Raw genomic sequence first — 17,785 nt, forward strand, 5'->3', positions numbered from 1 at the left:
GAAATAAAAAATTGCGGCCCCTCCCAAACTTGATCGCAGTACCGTCTTGTTGCCTCTCCACAATGAATCACCAGCTTCCGTAAGACGGACAAGCACCCAGATAGCGCTTTTCTAAGGCGCATAGAGGAAATTGATTCCATTGTGCAGCACTATGTTCAAAATCCGCCTCGACTTATCCTTCTGACAATAACCTCAGAAATGACCAATAACAGCGCGATGGCACCGTAAATGCCAATGGTATAGCTGTCAGAATAAATGAAGCCTAAACCTTTGTGAAAAACAAATGTAATAAGATGAATGAACATATTTGTAAAGCAAAAGACATAGCTGCGAATCATCCAGTTCCGATGCTGGGTGATTCTTTTCTTTTTGATATGGATGAGCGCTGTCACTGTAAATAGCGGCCATGCGATATTTAGCAAATTAAATCCGATACTGCTTATTTTTCCCCCGGTCGCATAAGGAGCCATATATCCGGAAGTCAGTACTACTAAAAGGACGGATACGATATAAATATACCCATTAAAACGATGGAGCTGGCGGCTTTTCTGAAAAAGGCGTGTAGAAAAGTTGAGCAGTCCTGATGCCATGGCTATACATGCAAAGGCAACATGAACATACATGATATTTAGCCACACGGGGACATTCAACTCGCGCTTAAGTCCAGATTTATTGCTTAAAAATTCATATGCTTCGGGATCAATCCAATAGTTTTTTACGAGTGCATAAACAATAAATATAAAGCAGATTAAGCCCAATGGCGCGTATAGTGTTTTTCGCTTCTGCAATTAATAAACCCCCGTTCTGATCGACACTCTCTTGCCTCTAGCATCATAACAAATGAATCTCTCAAATGAAGCTGTGAAATAATCACAAAACAATAAACAATGTATCACAAATTAAGCAGCTTCGCTTGTTCCCTTTAAAAAAATGCTAAACTAGGTTGAAAAGGTGGGATATTCGTGAGTGCACTTCATACAATACTTGTCGTAGACGATGATCAAAGCATCGTGGAGCTTTTAAGGGATTTTTTTGAAAATGATAATTTTCAAGTCATCACGGCTGGTGACACCGTTGAAGCATGGAGCTTGTTCCAACAAAGGACCGTTCATTGCATTATTCTCGACATTATGATGCCAGGGCAAAATGGCTTTGATTTTTGCCGCCAAATCCGGAAGGAAAGCAACGTACCTATACTGTTTTTGAGCGCGCGCAGCGATGATGTGGACAAGATTCGCGGGCTGACTCTCGGCGGCGATGATTATATCGTAAAATCGGCATCGCCCGGCGAAATCATCGCAAGGGTAAAAGCTGTATTGCGGCGCACTGCCTCTGAACAGCAATGGAATGAAACTATTTTGGATTATGGGCGCATGAAGCTCAATCTGTCAGCACGAGAAGTAGCAGTGGATGGGAAAAACGTAGTTCTCACACCGAAGGAATATGAACTGCTTCGCTTGTTTGCCGAGCATCCAAGACATGTTTTTACTTATGAGCAATTACTGGCGAAATTTTGGGACGGGGTTGGCGATAAGCATACGATAAGGGTTCATCTTAGCCGGCTTCGCGAGAAAGTTGAATGCGATCCGAATGATCCGCAATACCTGGTCAACGTATGGGGCGTTGGGTATCGCTTTGAGGGAGGATAAAATGAAGGCTATCCGCATCCGTACGTTTACTTTGCTATGCTTTTTTTTCATCCTTTTAATGCCGTGGTTCTTCTTTGTAACAGCTCATGTTATGGAAACAAAAACATTTACCATTGCCAATAGCGAGCTGCAAAATGAAAGCTTGCAAAAGGATTTGCACAGAATTGTTCAATTGATCGAAATGAACACGGATAAATGGACAGATTCCAATTGGCAAAATCAATTACAAGCTCATTTGCATAATACGAAGCTGGATGCCGTTATTTTAACTGCTTCAAATGAAGAAATTTATCGGTCCAGCTCTGGGCAGAGCAGCGCTTTTCAATCAACTGAAAAGTTTTCGGTCATTGAGGATGGACGGTTACTCGGAAAGGTTATTATTTATTTTCCGAAGTCGAACATGTTTCAAATGATAGCGGCACTTGCCGGATTAGTGCTGGCATTCGTTATTATAGGCATTGTGATGCGCAGGCATCTTCTAAAGCCTCTTGAGAAAATGAGCCTTGCCGCCAGGCAGATTGCAGCAGGCGATTGGGATGCGCAGCTGCCTTTGTCGGGAATAAAAGAGGTTGCACACGTTCGTGATGGATTTGAATTGATGGTCAAAGGGCTTAAACAGTCAAATCGCAAACAAATTGTATTGGAAGAGGAACGCAGATTCGTCATTGCTGCAGTCGCACATGATTTGCGGACACCTTTGTTCGCTTTGCGGGGCTATTTGGATGGCTTGCAGCAAGGGATTGCCCAAACACCAGAGAAAATAGCAAAGTATTTGGCTGTGTGCAAGGAAAAATCGACACAATTGGACCGGCTGGTAGAGGAGCTTTTTACATTTACAAAGCTGGATTATATGGAAGGGAAACTTAGCAATAATACGGTTGATCTTATAGCTATACTCCAAACATCAATAGACAGCTTGAACCCTCAGGCTCGACAAAAACATATTTCTATAATGAATCAATTTGCGGGTGACTGTATTCTTAATGGCGATGCTCATTTATTAGAGCGGGCTATAAGTAATCTTTTGGATAATGCAGTCAGGCATACGCCATCTGAAGGTAAAATTGTTGTTGCATGTTTTGCTGACGGCAATAAAATAAGGTTTAAAATACAGGATACGGGACCGGGCTTCTCTGCAGAGGAAATAAAGCATGCTTTTGAACCTCTGTACCGTGGAGAAGCCTCAAGAAGCCGGTCAACTGGAGGCAGCGGTTTAGGTTTAACGATTTCACAAACGATTGTTAGGCGGCATGGGGGAGAGCTCGGTGCAAGCAACCTATCTGACGGAGGAGCACTTCTGGAAGGTTGGCTTCCGGTCAAAATCATATAGAATTAGCATGAGGATCATGATATTCTATTCAAAATGAATTTTGCAGCATGACTGGATGGGGGCGATATAAATGTTTGATAGGACCAGGTTATCGAATGCGCAGCGATTAGCTGTGGACTATATTACTGAATATGCCAGGAGCAGAAAAATAGAAGCGCAGCAGTCGCTTTCCGAAATCATGCATATGTCGAACATTCCTTGGAGCACCTTGGAGGCAGCTTCGGCAAAATTATTTTCAAACGCCAGGGTAGCACTGCACTTTCACCCTGATCGTCCCATTGCGAACATGAAGCGTGTAGCTGAGGAAATGCTGGAGCAGGGCTTGTATAAAAGCCAATTTGAAACTTTTATTTCTAACGGCAGTGTATCCGCATATCCAGGCGGCATGCGGGATCTATGGGAGAAAAAGCTGTTTGGCGGCTCCTATCAATTAGTTGGCGTAACAAATAGCGAGCGTCCGAAATATGGAGCACTTGATCTTATGCTGCACCCGGATGGTCCTGCCCCTCGTTTTGGTTCATGTTACTTTCTGCTTGCACCAGAAGTTTCCTCACGCTGTACATATACGTATTTGGATTCTCATCAAGATCCGATAGAAAAAGGCACGTATGCAGAGTTTAACGATATATTAGCATCGTTGTTTAAAGATGCATTTTTACGAAATGAAGCGATTGGTGAAAAGGAGCTTACTCCAAAAAGATTAATCGAGCATATGCTGCATCATCTTGATCAGCCCAGACCCGATCCTTCAAAGCGCAAGCCGAATCGAAATCTTAATCATTATATAGAAGCGCAAGTACACGGAGATGTTCTTCTTAAGGAAGATGTAGAAGTGCTTGTAGCCGATCCTTCTTTTAAGGGGACTTACATAGGAGATATTCTAGAGCAATTATGTTTAAAATATTGTATTGAACTACGTTGGCATATGGGATTTGTTCTGCATACAGAGCAAGTGCCTGAGGATTTCAGAGGGCCTGCAATGCCCTCCTTGGCTAAACGCATAGCGCAGGAAAGCCATATTGATGCTAGTGTTATTGGTGCTGCAGTCAATAATTTGAAGCGGCAGCCCGAGTTATGGAAAGATCGCGGAAGCTATGAGGAAGTGCTTCAGGAATTAAAATATATGTGGCATGTTTTGGTCCAATATGGTTCGTGAGCCGATAGCGGGCTTTGGCAATTTTCATAAACGAATGCTTGAAACCGCCTATGCAGCAAATGCATAGGTTTTTTGTTGTATAAAATGCATAAAAAAGCATGATTTGCTTTACATTAAGCGAAAGAAGGGAGGTTATAGCATGAAGGCTGAACGAGCAAAAACGATTTTGGAAATGAAGGATACTGTGCCTGTTAAGCTTGACGGCGAGCATTCCGTTTGGATAGAGAGTGTAGATATGGCTAATGAAATGGCAACGGTGCAAGTAGGCACTAATCCGCTTAATACACAAACGGTAGCGGTTAATCGTCTGGAGGAGCAATAGACATCTACACTTTAAGGAGGCGCATAAATGGTACAGAGACTGCTCCATAAAGTTGATCATCGTCCATTTGCGCTTCCAGAACGTAAATGGGGAATGAAGCAAACCTGGAATGATCTGCTGTTTGTGCATTGGCCAGTCGACATAAAGCAGCTCCAAGCAATAGTGCCGGAGCAGCTTGAGCTTGATGTATGGGAAGGGGCAGCATGGATAAGCGCTGCTTCGTTCCGTGTCAGTAATTTGCGGCTGCGTTATATTCCCAGGCTGCCATTTCTTCATACCTTCCGTGAACTGAATATTCGTACTTATGTACGATATAAAGGCATTGCCGGCGTTTACTTTTTTAGTCTTGATGCTTCTAGCATTGCCGCTGTTCAAGGTGCGAGGCTGGCAGGGCTTCCTTATATGCATGCTAATATTATATTAAACAAAACGCTACAGTCGGAATGCTATTTTAAAAGTGAACGTATTGACCGTCAAAGCCAGAGTCACAGTGCTATTTTTGAAGCTGCATATTTACCCGACAATCAAATTTTTTATGCGAAAGCAGGAACTTTAACCTACTGGCTCACAGAAAGATATCGCATGTATTACATGAAAAATCAGGTGATGGCGATCGATCTCCATCATCTGCCATGGCCGCTGCAACAGGTGCAGCCGAGCATACAACAAAATTCAGCTTTAACCCAGCTCGCACCGCAAATTGCATTCACCGATCCCCCCATACATACCTATACGCAAAAACTCGATGTATTAGTATGGCCTATGATAACCATTTAATACACGAAAAAGCCCAAAGACGAAACACTCTTATGGGCTTTTTTCTATTGCTTACAGTTCTTATGATAATCGATGATTTGTCAGTCAATCTTTTATGCTATTTAGGTTTTTATTTTATGGAGTGCGACAGGGCGAATGACAGGAATAGCTATTTCTACTGTATGTATTTGTCTCGTTTCTTGTAAAGGTCAAGGATAAAACCCACTCTTTTATTTGAAAATTATGCGCTTATACCTGTTGAAAATGTGCGAATTAACTAGAGCAGTCATTTTTATAGATTCATATACTAATAATGCAAATATCCTTGTAGTTAAATTTCCTATGTTAGTTTCAAATAGGTGAAAGGAGGGCTACGTCATCGTTACGCGAAAAAAAGTTTATGTTCATTCTAAAGCAAGGAAAATTCGAGTGAAAATTTTTCGGGTAGTAAAGGGAGTGAGCAAATCCAGCTCGATTAAAGTAAGGAAGAAGCAGCTTACCCCAAAACAGCTTAGCAGCTTAGAAAACATTTGCATTCTCTGCAAAGGCAGTCAGCCATGCACCTGCTCTAAGCATAAGCGGATAAAGAAAAAAATGTCAGGCAAAAAAAGAAAAAAACGATTATGTCTAAAAAGACGTAAAAAGCATGGATGTAAAAAAATGATTTGCAAACGGGGAGGCAAGGGCTCAAAAGGCTCAAAAGGCTCCAAAGGCCACAAGGGTTCAAAAGGCGCTAAGGGACCAAAAGGCTCCAAAGGCTCAAGGGGAAAAAGAGGTCCGTCAGGACCATCAGGGCCATCGGGACCGTCAGGTCCATTAGGACCATTAGGACCAGCTGGGAAACAAGGACCGCCGGGACCTCCTGGACCTCCAGGGCCGCCGGGACCACCCGGGCCTCCAGGACCGCCGGGACCACCCGGGCCTCCGCATAAGCCGCCGGGACCACCGAAGCCTCATGGTCTGAAACCAAAGCCGCCAGGGCCGCATAAGCATCCAGACAGATGCTCGGATGAATACAATAATGGCTGCCACTGCCACAACAATGCAGAATCGATGCAAAACATGCTTAATCAGTTGAAATATAATACGATTAAAGAGCTGCACACTTTAGACTATTCAAACAGTAAATATTCTAATGCAAGAATACTATCTGCTGATAAATATATATTAAATTTTGCAAGTAACGGGCAAGAACGCTATATACCTATTCATCTAATTGCCGGGATAGAGCTGTTTTCAGAGGATTACGACAGCAAACTCATTAGCAGCAACAGCAATAATGATCAATCTGATAAAACAGACGAAAACGAGGCAGGGGGAATGATAAGTGTATTAAAGCCGCTAGTGGGCAAATCCAGAATCGACTTCAATACTTTGGCTGAACAGCTAAAGGATGTATTAAGCGCAGCCGTAATTGGGCTGAATGAGGGCATAGTCGTATTGTCTACTCGTGATGTTGTGTATGTGGTTGCTTTAAGCAGTATTTCTGACATTTCCAATATAAAAGAGATGTAATTCTAGTATGAAAAGGCCAAGTTCCCTTCTTTCAATAGGAGAGATATATTCGTACACGAAAGAAGGTTTTTTTCTGGGCGTTAATCCTATTGCATTTGCACTGTAGGGATAAAAGTGGAATTAATAGCGGCGGGGACATTCGCTTAGTACAATCTTTTACTAGTTGCGTATAAATGCATTATGTAAAAAAAAATATATTTACGGAAGGTGAATTGATAGATATGGCGTTTGATTATTTAACTCTTATAGGCAAGGAAGTAAGATTGGATCGTGGAGGCCCAGAATCCAGACAAGGCCGTGTTGTTGCGGCCGGTTCCGATTATGTCGTCATTTACAATGAAAAGGATGGACTTATTTATTACAACACTCAGCATGTAAAGAGCATTACTCAAAATACAAAAAATTCTCCAGAATATGTAGAGGTTGAGCCTGTGCAGCCTGCATTGAAAATTATGGAGGCGGATAATTTCGTAGGGCTGTTAAGAGGTATGAAAAATCTATGGTGTCAAATAAACCGAGGCGGCCATGAAAGCGTGCAAGGCGTATTAGCCGAAATGACAGACGACTATATTAATATGGTTGTGAATCATGAATTGGTAACTATTTATAACTACCATATTAAAAATGTTTCCTACGGCGTTAGAAAAGAACCTCAGCAAGACAACAAGAAACAAGAAAATAACGATAAAAGCAACGAAAAAAATAGCGATAACAACAACGAAAAAAATTAATTTATTAGTAATTAAGCAGGGGGAGGAAGAGTCTCTATGCTGAATCCTAATTATTCGACCTCCTCTGCCCCTTGTAATGAAATCTAAATAGATAACTTCGCTCCATGTGGGGTGAAGGTTTAAATGTGCGTGATTTTTTTACCTTCCTATTCTAGCTACTCTCGTAAAATGGTCGATTTATAAGAAAGCCTCCTTTGTTTATACGTATGAACACAGATGTTTATGAGAGAGGAGGTGAAATAGATGGATTTTTTTCAGATGAAGCTTGGAGCGGTTATTGATGTTGAAATGCATGGGGACAAATGGCATACCGGCGTTTTAATAGATGTAGGCCAAGATATTCTAGTTTTGTACAATGGTGAACGCTATATTTATATTCCTTCTATTCATATTCTTAACGTCAGTATGAACACGCTCAAAAGTATTTCAGACTTCTCCGCTCTTCCTGAAAAACCGATTAATAATGAAAAGCAGACATCCTACAGGAAAATTTTAACAAATGCCAAAGGGGTATTTATAGAAATATTTATTTCTGGAAACCACTCAATTCACGGTTATATTACCCATGTAATGACCAATTATTTCGAATTTTATACCCCTGTGTACAGAACGATGTTTATTCCGCTTAACCACTTGAAATGGCTTATTCCTTACAGCAACTCCCACACACCTTATCTTTTGGATAAAAAACATTTTCCGGTAAGTCCTTCCGATCTTCCATTATCCCGTTCTTTTGATGAGCAGCTGAAAAAGCTGGAAAACAAAATTGTCGTTTTCGATTTAGGGAAAAGCCCTAACAAAATAGGCTTATTAAAAGGAATCGAGAACAATGTTGTTCATATGATTACAGCGGAAGGCAAAACGTTATACACCAATATTCAGCATATAAAAAGCGTTCATTCGCCGAATATGTAAAGCATATTTAAGGAGGTAATATTATGCCAGGAGGAAAAGGTCCCGGTAAACATGGTCCCGGCCATGGCAAGGGCAAAAACCAAAAAGAAAATAAGGAACAAGAAGCAAAACAGACGAATCAAAATGAGCAAGGAGAACCGGAGCAGCAGGATCAGCAAGAAAGACAAGACAAACCGGAGAAGCAAGACAAGCAAGACAAGCATGGCAAGGAAACAGCTAAGAACCATGAAGGAAAAGAAGAAAAGGAAAAGGACAAGGAAAAGGAGCAAAAGCACGGGAAGGGCGAAGACGCAGGGAAAGAAAAAGGTCATCAAGGCAAAGGCGGCGACAGTGAGAAAGGCGGCAAGCCTGATAAGGGTAAAGAATCTGGCAAAGAACCTGCCGCAGAATCCGGTAAAGAATCAGGAAAAGGACCAGGTAAGGGCCGTGAAAAAAAGGAAGGCAAGGGCAACGAGCCAACAGGCGAGCCGGATAAAGGCAATAAAGGCGATAATCCTGTAGGGTAAGTATTCGGCTATGCTCGACAAGCTCTAGGCAATCATTAAGCTTTAAAATAATCCCCCATGCTTGCTTGAAAACTGGTTTGGGGGATTTATTCGTTAAGGGTACATAAGAAGGTGTAGAATAATAAAATCGTGATTTGTGGTATGATAGTTAGAGTTATTGCATATCAAACTAGATTGAAATTTCATTTTAGTACATCATACAGCTGGAGGGGTTGCATTATGGCATCTATGTATAATTTCGACAAAGTCATAGAGAGAAGAGGGACAGCTAGCGTAAAATGGGATCAGGTTGAGACGATGTTTGGACAAGCGGATATTCTTCCTATGTGGGTTGCCGATATGGACTTTGAGGCGCCTCCAGCAGCGATAGAAGCGATGAAGGAGCGGGCTGCTCATGGCATATTCGGTTATACATACCGCAGTCCTTCTTATTTGGAAGCCGTTGCATCCTGGCAGGAACGGAAGCATCAATGGTCCTTCGATCAGAGTTGGATAGTGGGCTGTCCAGGTGTCGTTACAGCGTTAAGCATTTTAGTAGAGCTGTTGACAGAGCCGGGCGACAATGTAATGATTCAAGTGCCTGTATACCATCCGTTTTATCGCATCATTTCTTCTCACGGGCGTAATATTGTCGCAAACCAGCTTGTGCTTACAGAGAGCGGACGATATGAGCTGGACTTGGCCGAAATGGAGCGGCAAATAATTGAGGATAAAGTAAAAATATTAATTTTATGCCATCCTCATAATCCGGTAGGACGTGTATGGACGAAAGAAGAACTAACGGAAATTGGAAATTTATGCGTAAAGCATGGCGTGTTTGTGCTATCCGATGAAATTCACGGGGATATTGTGTACAAAGGACATAAGCATATTCCGTTTGCCTCGCTGTCTGATGCGATTGCCAAGCAGACGGTCGCTTGCATTGCGCCTAGCAAAACCTTTAATATCGCGGGGCTGCATTCCTCGCTTGCTATTATAGCCGATCCTGAACTTAGGGAGCGATTTAATTTTAGATTGCAGACGTTTGCGATATCAATGGAAAATTGCTTTGCTCAAGTAGCAGTGGAGGCATGCTACCGCCAAGGCGAGCAATGGCTGGAAGAACTGCTTGCTTATTTGCAGCAAAATATTGACGTTATGGAGCAATTTGTCGCCTATCAGCTGCCTGGGGTTAAGATGTACAGGCCTGAGGGAACGTATCTGGCCTGGTTCGATTGCCGAGAAATCAGCGCAGATCCTGAGGTGCTTAAAGATTTGATGTTCAATAAAGCTAGAGTTGCTTTTAATGAAGGCTCTATGTTTGGAGCCGAAGGCGCGGGCTTTTTGCGAGTTAATTTCGGGACACCGCGCTCTCTGCTGCTGGAAGGTCTTGAGCGGTTTGAGAAGGCTCTTAAACAAAAATAAAATAAGCTGAAGTGGCGCCGTTAAAGCGCGAAGGAAATCAAATTCTGCTTGATGCAGGATTTGATTTTTTTTGTTATAAGCTAAGTAACTCTGCTCTATAGTCTGTATTCACAATGGGGCGTCTAAATGCATTTTCTGCATCTAGTTTCTCCTTTTTTTCCGAATATAGGAATCTAAGTACAATTCATGTATCTAGTTTGATCGAAATCCCCGTTATGCCATTTGTTTAGAATTGTAACGGAACTGAGAGGCTCTATTTAGCAATAAAAAGGTGTTTTAAAACTGTAACGGAACTGTGGAGCGCTATAGGTGATCTTTCCCCGTCTAGGTAGTGATTTTGAGTAAATAAGGTCTCTCAGTTCCTTTAGATTTCAGAATAAGCTGATTTCCGTACAATAGCGTGTCTCAGTTCCGTTAGCGTTTTTCAACGGCCAGAGGAAATACAGTTAACTTGACAGTAGTAACATCCCTTTCGACTGCTTATTGCCCTATCGACAATAAATCGACACCCTCCACAGAAATGCAGCGCAAAAACAGGCTGCCGAGAAGCTCTAGGCGGCCTGTTTTGCGTGCAAGTACTCTTTTTGCACGAACAAGTAAACAAAAGGCTGAGAAAGTAAAGAGACGGAAATAGATTGGGCGGAGGTTCAATTTTATAATTAAGCAAGCGGTTAGAAAACGATTACAAAAACTGCCGGAAAGAGAGGTGACATGATGCGACGCAAAGCCTCGGATTATTTTACAGGCTATTTATTCATTACACCGTATGTAATTGGCGCTTTAATGTTGTTTATAATCCCAGCTTGCATGTCCTTATATTATTCTTTTACACGATTTAAGGTCATATCGCCGCCGCTGTTCAACGGGCTGGACAATATACGCATGCTTTTAGCGGACCAGGTGTTTATGACGGCTTTTAAAAATACTTGGTATTATTCACTCATTTATGTGCCGATTCAGGTTGTCATACCGCTTGTTTTTGCAGTGATGCTGAGCTACTCCAAACGACTGATCAAAGGCAGATGGTCGGATTGGATTCGCGCAATCTACTATTTCCCGGCTATTCCATCCTGGTTTGTAATCGGAATGGTTTGGATCTGGCTGCTTGCTCCGGAAATTGGCATCGTCAATCAAATAATAGGCTGGTTTGGCATGTCCGATATCGCTTTTCTAGGAATTGGCTCGGATACCATTATTCCCAGCTTAGCGCTAGTAGCCGTATGGAAGGGTCTTGGCTATGCGATGTTCATTTATTTTATTGGGCTTAACAATATTCCGGATTCACTATATGAATCGGCTGAAATTGACGGTGTAAACGTTTGGCAACGATTTCGAAACATTACAGTGCCAATGATATCTCCAACGACATTTTTAATTGTCATTATTTCGATATCCAGTGCGTTCCAGGCCTTCGACCAGCATTTTACGATGGTGTTCAATCGCTATAACAAATATTCGGATACGCATCTGATGGTATATCTCTATGAAAAAGCATTTCGTTTTATGGATATGGGCTATGCATCGCTCATTGCATGGGTATCGTTCCTATGCATGATTATCGTAACGCTTATCGTCCTGTTTTTACAGAAACGATTGGTTCATTACGAAGAATAGGAGGCAGGACAATTGGCCAGTATCGCCGCGAACAAAAGAAAAAGAACAAAGATCGGCACGAGCACGATCATCTTTACAATTATTTTACTGCTTGGGGCAATAAGTATGCTATTGCCATTTGTGTGGATGATTCTAGCATCCTTAAAAACGAATGGCGAGTTTTTAAATGCATTCAAATGGCTGCCCGCTGCTCCGCAATGGGAAAATTACACGAGACTGCTGTTCCCTGAAAAAGGGCATCCGTTTATGCTGTATTTTTTCAATAGCGTGAAGGTGACAGGGCTAGCCATGATCGGCACCGTATTATCGTGCAGCCTGGTCGCATTTGCTCTCGCAAGGATTTCATTCCCGGGTAAAAATATTGTGTTTGGCTTTGCCGTCATCTCTATATTTCTGCCGTCTCAGGTGACGATGATACCGCAGTTTTTAATTTTTAAAGAGCTGGGCTGGCTAGGCACCCATTATCCGCTCATTATTCCTGCTTTTTTAGCTTCAGCCTTCGGCATTATTTTATTAAGACAATTTTACCGTACCATTCCCAAGGAAATGGATGAAGCTGCAAAGGTTGATGGAGCTGGGTGGTTCACGATTTACTCCCGTATTCATCTGCCGCTGATGATATCTCCATTGATCACTTTAGCTATTCTGACCTTTCAAGAAAAGTGGGCGGAAATACTGTATCCGATGATCTTTATTGGCAAAAACAGCGACTTATGGACGATGGTGCTGAAAATACGCGATCTGTCCACGGGACAATACAATTCTCGCCCGGAGCTGGAGATGGCGGGCAACGTATTGCTTGTGCTGCCGGTTATTATTCTATTTATTACAGCACAGCCCTATTTCGTGAAAAGTATCGCGACATCCGGTGTCAAAGGATAATAATCCTTGATGCATATATAACAAATTCAGGAGGGTTAAAATGAAACAAGCAACGAAGGCAGTCACAATTTTTATTTTACTATTTACTATGATTTTGGCAGGCTGCTCCTCGAATAATGGAGGAAATGCCGGAAGTTCTTCCACGCCGGACAGCGGCAAAAATCAATCGCCGGCACCTAGCGAATCGCCTAAGGAAGAGCCGGTTAAGATTCAGGTTGCTTACTACGCCGATGAAACAGCAAGAGAAACGTTCGGAAAAATTATCGATGAGTTTATGGAGAAAAACGAGCATATTACAGTAGAAGATTTGGGTACAGACTGGGGGACACATTATACTAACTTGAAAGTTGATTTGGCTTCGGGCGATGGCCCAACTGTATTTTTACTTGATGGCCCATATATTGCACAATACGCCGAAGAAGGCGCCATTGAAAATTTGACAGAGCGCTTGAAAGAAATTTCGCTTCAGGACTACTACGGATTTGATGCCATTAAAAATGCAAAAGGCGAGTATTTCGCAGTTCCGCAAGCTATTCAAGTAAACGTCTTGTACTATAATAAAGATATGTTTGATGCCGCGAATGTTGCTTACCCGACAGCAGACTGGACGACAGACGATGTGTACGCCGCTGCTCAGAAGCTGACGAATAAAGATAATAAGCAATACGGTATTGGCCTTGCCAACCATTTCCGTTACGGCTGGTATACGACGATCCGTCAGTTCGGCGGAGACCTGCTGGACGAAACGCGTACGAAGAGCACATTTGCGAGCGATCCGAAAGTAAAAGAAGCTTTGATTTACATGAAAAAGTTTTGGGATGAAGGCTTAACGCCAGGCTTATTGGAGCAAGAAGGGGAAGTTACGCCAAATCATGGCACATGGTTCCCGCGCGGCATTACGGCGATGTTCTATGATAATTTTGCCAGAAGACTGTCAAACGATCAGGAAGGTATCAATTATGATGTAGCGCTTATGCCAAAGGGTGTTGGCGGTGTGAATTACAGCGCGCTCGTTGCTAATTCCTGGGTGCTGGATGCAAAAGCAAGCGAAGCTGAGAAAGAAGCTGGCTGGAAGTTTATTCAATATTTCCTTAGCGATGAAGCACAGGAACTGAACGCTTCTTTGGCAGAAGGCATTACAGCCAATAAAGCGATGGCAGACGCGGCTTTATCCAAGCATCAAGGAAATCCGGCCAATATCAAGGTGTTTCTGGACAGCATGGAGTATGCATCCAATGTCGGCGATAATCCGCTTTGGGAAGAGTGGATTGGTGCGATTGATCCTCTGTTCACAGAGTATTTGGCCGGCAAGCTGGATATAGAGGAGCTGCTGAAGAAAGGCGACACAGCTGCACAAGCTGTACTAGATAAAATCAAAAAATAGATAAAAAAGCATCAACCGGAAGGGGCAAGCGGTCATGTTTAATCGGAAACGCGGACTAATTATAGCAATCTTACTGGCTGCATTAGTTGCGGCTGGCTTGTATCTGGCTGGAAAAAAAGATACGGCCGGAGAAACTGTGCAATCAGGCCCGTTTCCGAAATATGACCCTGCGATAACGCTTACTGCTGTGCGTAATTTAAATGACAGCACTGTGTTCCGGGCGGGGGAATCGCTGACGAACAATGTGTGGAGCAGAGATTACTTGGATACACTCGGCATACAGATTAAATATTTGTGGACGACGACAAAAGGAACGGAAGACTATAATCAGAGACTTAACGCTTCGATATTGACAGGCGAGATTCCAGATATATTCGAGGTGGACAGCCTGCAGCTCAAACAGCTTGTTAAAGCGGGCTTGATCGAGGATTTGACCGATGTCTATGAGACACATGCATCTGCCGATGCACGCAGAATGCTTGAAGAAATTCCGAATGCGCTGGAAACAGCAGAGTTTGATGGAAGGCTGATGGCGATACCGCAAGGAGCTTCAACCACGGATCAATCGCAAGTGCTTTGGATTCGATATGATTGGCTGAAGCGCCTCGGTTTGCCAGAGCCAGAAACGATGCAGGACGTTATAAAAATTTCGGAAGCATTCACAAAGCTTGATCCGGATGGGAACGGCAAGTCGGATACGTTCGGGCTTGGACTTAACATGGGCTTGCATAATCGGATTAATGTGGCCTCCCTGAAAGGATTTTTAAATGGTTTTCACGCTTATCCTTCAAGCTGGATTAAGGCAAGCGACGGACAGATCGCCTTTGGCGGCATACAGCCTGAGGTAAAGGCTGCATTAGCTGCTTTGCAAGAAATGTATAAGGATGGGCAGCTCGACCCGGAATTTTCTGTAAAGGATCAAAATTATATGGCGGAGGAAATCGTAGCCGGCAAAGTAGGAATGCAGTATGGAGCCTGGTGGAACCCGACCTATCCCTTGCAGGCAAGCAAGGATGCCGAGCCTGATGCGGATTGGAGAGCATATGGCATTCCTTCTATAAATGATATGCCTGCCAAGGTGGAATACAATTTTCCAGTCTATAGCTATTTTGTCGTTAAAAAAGGAACAAAGCATCCCGAAGCGCTCGTTCATTTGCTTAATTTAATGGTGTACCGCGGTTATGTAGAGCCGCAATGGGAACGTTTTTTCATTGGCAAGGACGGTTTTTTATACAATAACTATCCATTAGTCTATACATGGCCGGAAAACGGCAGCTATAAAAACTATCTCCATATACAGGAAGCTTTGAAGTCAGGCATCTCAAATGAACTGAATACCGTGGAAAAAGGCTACTACGACAATATCCTGGCTTATCGGCAAGGAGCAAATCAGTATTGGTTTGAAGAAGGGATGTATGGCGAGATTAGCGCATGGTCGCATATCAGGGATAAAATTGATCACCGGCTTATTCAGATGAATGAGTTTTATGGCCCGCCAACCAAAACGATGAGCGGGGTCACGCCTATCCTCGAAAAGCTCACGCTAGACACTTACACGATGATCATTATGGGCGAATTGCCGCTGGAAGCATTCGATGATTATGTGGACCAGTGGAAAGAATTAGGCGGAAATATTATTACGAAAGAAGTGACTGAGTGGGTAAAAGCGAAAGGTGGATGACAGCATGTATAAAAAGCTTCGATTTTTTATCTTGTTTATGTCAGCTGTAATTTGTACGACCATGTTTTATGGATTAAAAACGGCTATACCTGCGCATGCGGCCTTAGATCTGCTTGTATATGAGACGCCGTTCGAAAATAGCGGCGATACAGATTGGCTTTCAGCATCAACCAGCTATGATTCGAGCCAGTATCGATCTTCTGCACAATCTTTAAAATATACTCGCTCTTCAAGCTCCAGCTATGTATATCCTGCTAAGAGTCTGCCTGCAAGCGCTGGTGAAAGCTATTACGCTACTGTATGGATTAAAACCTCGGGACTTAGCAGCTCAGGCGGCGCAACGATAGCTATTGAAGCGCTCAGCTCAACGAATGCATGGCTGGGAGGGAAATATGTGAACGGCATTCGAGCGGGACAATGGACAAAGCTTACCGTTCCGATGTATACGCTGCCGGCAAACACAGCTAAAATAAGCATTTCACTCTATTTGGAGCAAGGCACAACAGGGACAGCATGGTTTGATGACCTGAACGTGTATGAGGTTCAGCCAAGCCAATTGGTTTATGCCTACCTTGATTATCCGTCCTATCGCGGCAAGCTGTTTAATATAGATCATACAGACATAAGAGTGAAGACGATCCCCTATGCCTGGTCGGCTGATTTCAGCGGGTATACGACAAAAATCAGTTTATATGATCAGGCAGGCACTGTAATGAATTCCGCCACTTATACGGGCCAGCAGTCTACGGCAACGATATTTGACGGTTCTGCACTCGTGAATGGAAACTACAAGCTTATTATTCAGTTAATTAAAACGTCAACAGGGCAAGTGAAGGGCTATGTCGAAAAGCCGATTACAAAAACGGCTTCAGCTCCAGCCAACTATGTAGATAAGTATGGCCGGCTATGGAAGGATGGAAGTTTATTTTTTCCGATAGGCATTTATACGTCCGACGTTACAGCTGCGAATATGCTGGATCTGAACAACAGTTCAATTAATACGATTTTGCCTTATGTGCACCCTGATGCAGCCAAGCTGGATTTAGCCAATAGCTATGGCTTACAGGTCATCTATTCCTTTAAAGATTTTTACTACGGCTCACCGCATGCCCCTTCATTTATTATGAGTGTGGCAGATGAGGCCAATTATATCGCCCAGCATGTAAATTGGTTCAAATCTCATCCAGCTTTACTCGCTTGGTATCTGAATGATGAAGAGCCTCTTGATGCGAGATTGCCTGCTCATTATGAAGCCGTAATTGCCAATGATGCCGATCATCCGGCATATATTGTAGATTATAATGTTCCAAGCCCGGACAATTTCATGCGATCTTCCGACATATTTGGCATGGATCGTTATGTCGTAAAGGGGCTTTCATCCGATACATTAAGCGAGCCTGGACGTTATCAAAGGGATTCTTTGAATGCGCTTCCATTTCGTGGGCAATGGCCGGTCGTTCAAGCGCATAATCTTGCCAATTACGGGCAAGGCGGCACTCGTCCGCCTACACTCGCAGAATTGCGCAATATGTCATGGCAGTATTTAACTGAGGGTGCTACCGGTCTTATGTTCTACTCTCTGTTTGATTTGCAAAACGATGCCAGCGGGCAGCCTTATTCGACTTTGCTAGGAAACGTGAAGCAGGTTGCAGCAGAGGTGGAAGAGTTCGTGCCGCAGCTCTTGTCTATCGAAGCGGCGCCGCTGACAACGGCAACTGGCGGCAGCTGGTTGAACTGGACAGTCAAGCAGTATAACAACAAAACCTATATTTTTGCGGTGAATAATGGAAATACGAATCAAACCGCATCCTTTCAAGTTGCCGGAGCGCAGCAAGTAAAGGTGCCTAAGGAAGGGCGTGTATTGCCGGTAACAACAAGCACATTTACAGATTCATTCGTACCATTGCAAGTACACATCTATGAGGTGGAAGGTTAGGTGG

16 protein-coding genes are annotated in these 17,785 nt (G+C 43.1%); 15 read left to right on the forward strand and 1 reads right to left on the reverse strand.

The genetic code is table 11. From position 1 onward, the window contains the following. Window positions 1-155: 155 nt before the first annotated feature. On the reverse strand, window positions 156-788 hold the full coding sequence (locus V1L65_RS27470) for a DUF2306 domain-containing protein (RefSeq protein WP_331702522.1): 633 nt from the start codon (window positions 786-788) through the stop codon (window positions 156-158). 174 nt (window positions 789-962) lie between these two features. Between V1L65_RS27470 and V1L65_RS27475 the strand changes: the two genes are divergently transcribed. The 15 genes from V1L65_RS27475 to V1L65_RS27545 all read left to right on the forward strand — a co-directional run bounded on the left by V1L65_RS27475 (window position 963) and on the right by V1L65_RS27545 (window position 17,781). Continuing rightward, the gene (locus V1L65_RS27475) at window positions 963-1,649 is read left to right on the forward strand and encodes a response regulator transcription factor (protein WP_331702523.1); all 687 of its coding nucleotides are present in this window, start codon (window positions 963-965) and stop codon (window positions 1,647-1,649) included. 1 nt (window position 1,650) lies between these two features. Further along, a complete protein-coding gene (locus tag V1L65_RS27480) occupies window positions 1,651-2,979 on the forward strand; it encodes a sensor histidine kinase (protein ID WP_331702524.1) in 1,329 nt (442 codons plus the stop codon). 70 nt (window positions 2,980-3,049) lie between these two features. Further along, a complete protein-coding gene (locus tag V1L65_RS27485) occupies window positions 3,050-4,135 on the forward strand; it encodes a DUF3626 domain-containing protein (RefSeq protein WP_331702525.1) in 1,086 nt (361 codons plus the stop codon). A gap of 139 nt (window positions 4,136-4,274) precedes the next feature. Continuing rightward, window positions 4,275-4,457, forward strand: a complete 183-nt coding sequence (locus V1L65_RS27490; RefSeq protein WP_331702526.1) for an H-type small acid-soluble spore protein — start codon at window positions 4,275-4,277, stop codon at window positions 4,455-4,457. A gap of 27 nt (window positions 4,458-4,484) precedes the next feature. Next, the gene (locus V1L65_RS27495; protein ID WP_331702527.1) at window positions 4,485-5,234 is read left to right on the forward strand and encodes a YqjF family protein; all 750 of its coding nucleotides are present in this window, start codon (window positions 4,485-4,487) and stop codon (window positions 5,232-5,234) included. A 639-nt stretch (window positions 5,235-5,873) separates the two neighbouring features. Further along, window positions 5,874-6,728, forward strand: a complete 855-nt coding sequence (locus V1L65_RS27500) for a hypothetical protein (RefSeq protein ID WP_331702528.1) — start codon at window positions 5,874-5,876, stop codon at window positions 6,726-6,728. A gap of 221 nt (window positions 6,729-6,949) precedes the next feature. Beyond that, window positions 6,950-7,459 carry a hypothetical protein gene (locus V1L65_RS27505; RefSeq protein ID WP_331702529.1) on the forward strand — a complete coding sequence of 170 codons (510 nt, stop codon included), beginning with the start codon at window positions 6,950-6,952 and terminating at the stop codon, window positions 7,457-7,459. Between the two features lie 243 nt (window positions 7,460-7,702). Further along, window positions 7,703-8,374 (forward strand): DUF2642 domain-containing protein, encoded by a 672-nt coding sequence (locus V1L65_RS27510; RefSeq protein ID WP_331702531.1) that lies wholly within the window; start codon window positions 7,703-7,705, stop codon window positions 8,372-8,374. 23 nt (window positions 8,375-8,397) lie between these two features. After that, window positions 8,398-8,880: a hypothetical protein gene (locus V1L65_RS27515; RefSeq protein ID WP_331702532.1), complete on the forward strand. Its 483-nt coding sequence runs from the start codon at window positions 8,398-8,400 to the stop codon at window positions 8,878-8,880. Between the two features lie 219 nt (window positions 8,881-9,099). Further along, window positions 9,100-10,284: a MalY/PatB family protein gene (locus V1L65_RS27520; RefSeq protein WP_331702533.1), complete on the forward strand. Its 1,185-nt coding sequence runs from the start codon at window positions 9,100-9,102 to the stop codon at window positions 10,282-10,284. A gap of 711 nt (window positions 10,285-10,995) precedes the next feature. Then, a complete protein-coding gene (locus tag V1L65_RS27525; protein WP_331702534.1) occupies window positions 10,996-11,898 on the forward strand; it encodes a carbohydrate ABC transporter permease in 903 nt (300 codons plus the stop codon). 12 nt (window positions 11,899-11,910) lie between these two features. Further along, the gene (locus V1L65_RS27530; RefSeq protein WP_331702535.1) at window positions 11,911-12,780 is read left to right on the forward strand and encodes a carbohydrate ABC transporter permease; all 870 of its coding nucleotides are present in this window, start codon (window positions 11,911-11,913) and stop codon (window positions 12,778-12,780) included. 40 nt (window positions 12,781-12,820) lie between these two features. Then, window positions 12,821-14,164, forward strand: coding sequence for an ABC transporter substrate-binding protein (locus V1L65_RS27535; RefSeq protein ID WP_331702536.1), 1,344 nt, complete (start codon window positions 12,821-12,823; stop codon window positions 14,162-14,164). A gap of 34 nt (window positions 14,165-14,198) precedes the next feature. Beyond that, window positions 14,199-15,845, forward strand: coding sequence for an extracellular solute-binding protein (locus V1L65_RS27540; protein ID WP_331702537.1), 1,647 nt, complete (start codon window positions 14,199-14,201; stop codon window positions 15,843-15,845). Window positions 15,846-15,849: 4 nt separating this feature from the next. Next, window positions 15,850-17,781, forward strand: coding sequence for a hypothetical protein (locus V1L65_RS27545; RefSeq protein ID WP_331702538.1), 1,932 nt, complete (start codon window positions 15,850-15,852; stop codon window positions 17,779-17,781). Window positions 17,782-17,785 lie beyond the last annotated feature (4 nt).

Source organism: Paenibacillus sp. IITD108, assembly GCF_036541265.1.
Lineage (GTDB): Bacteria > Bacillota > Bacilli > Paenibacillales > Paenibacillaceae > Pristimantibacillus.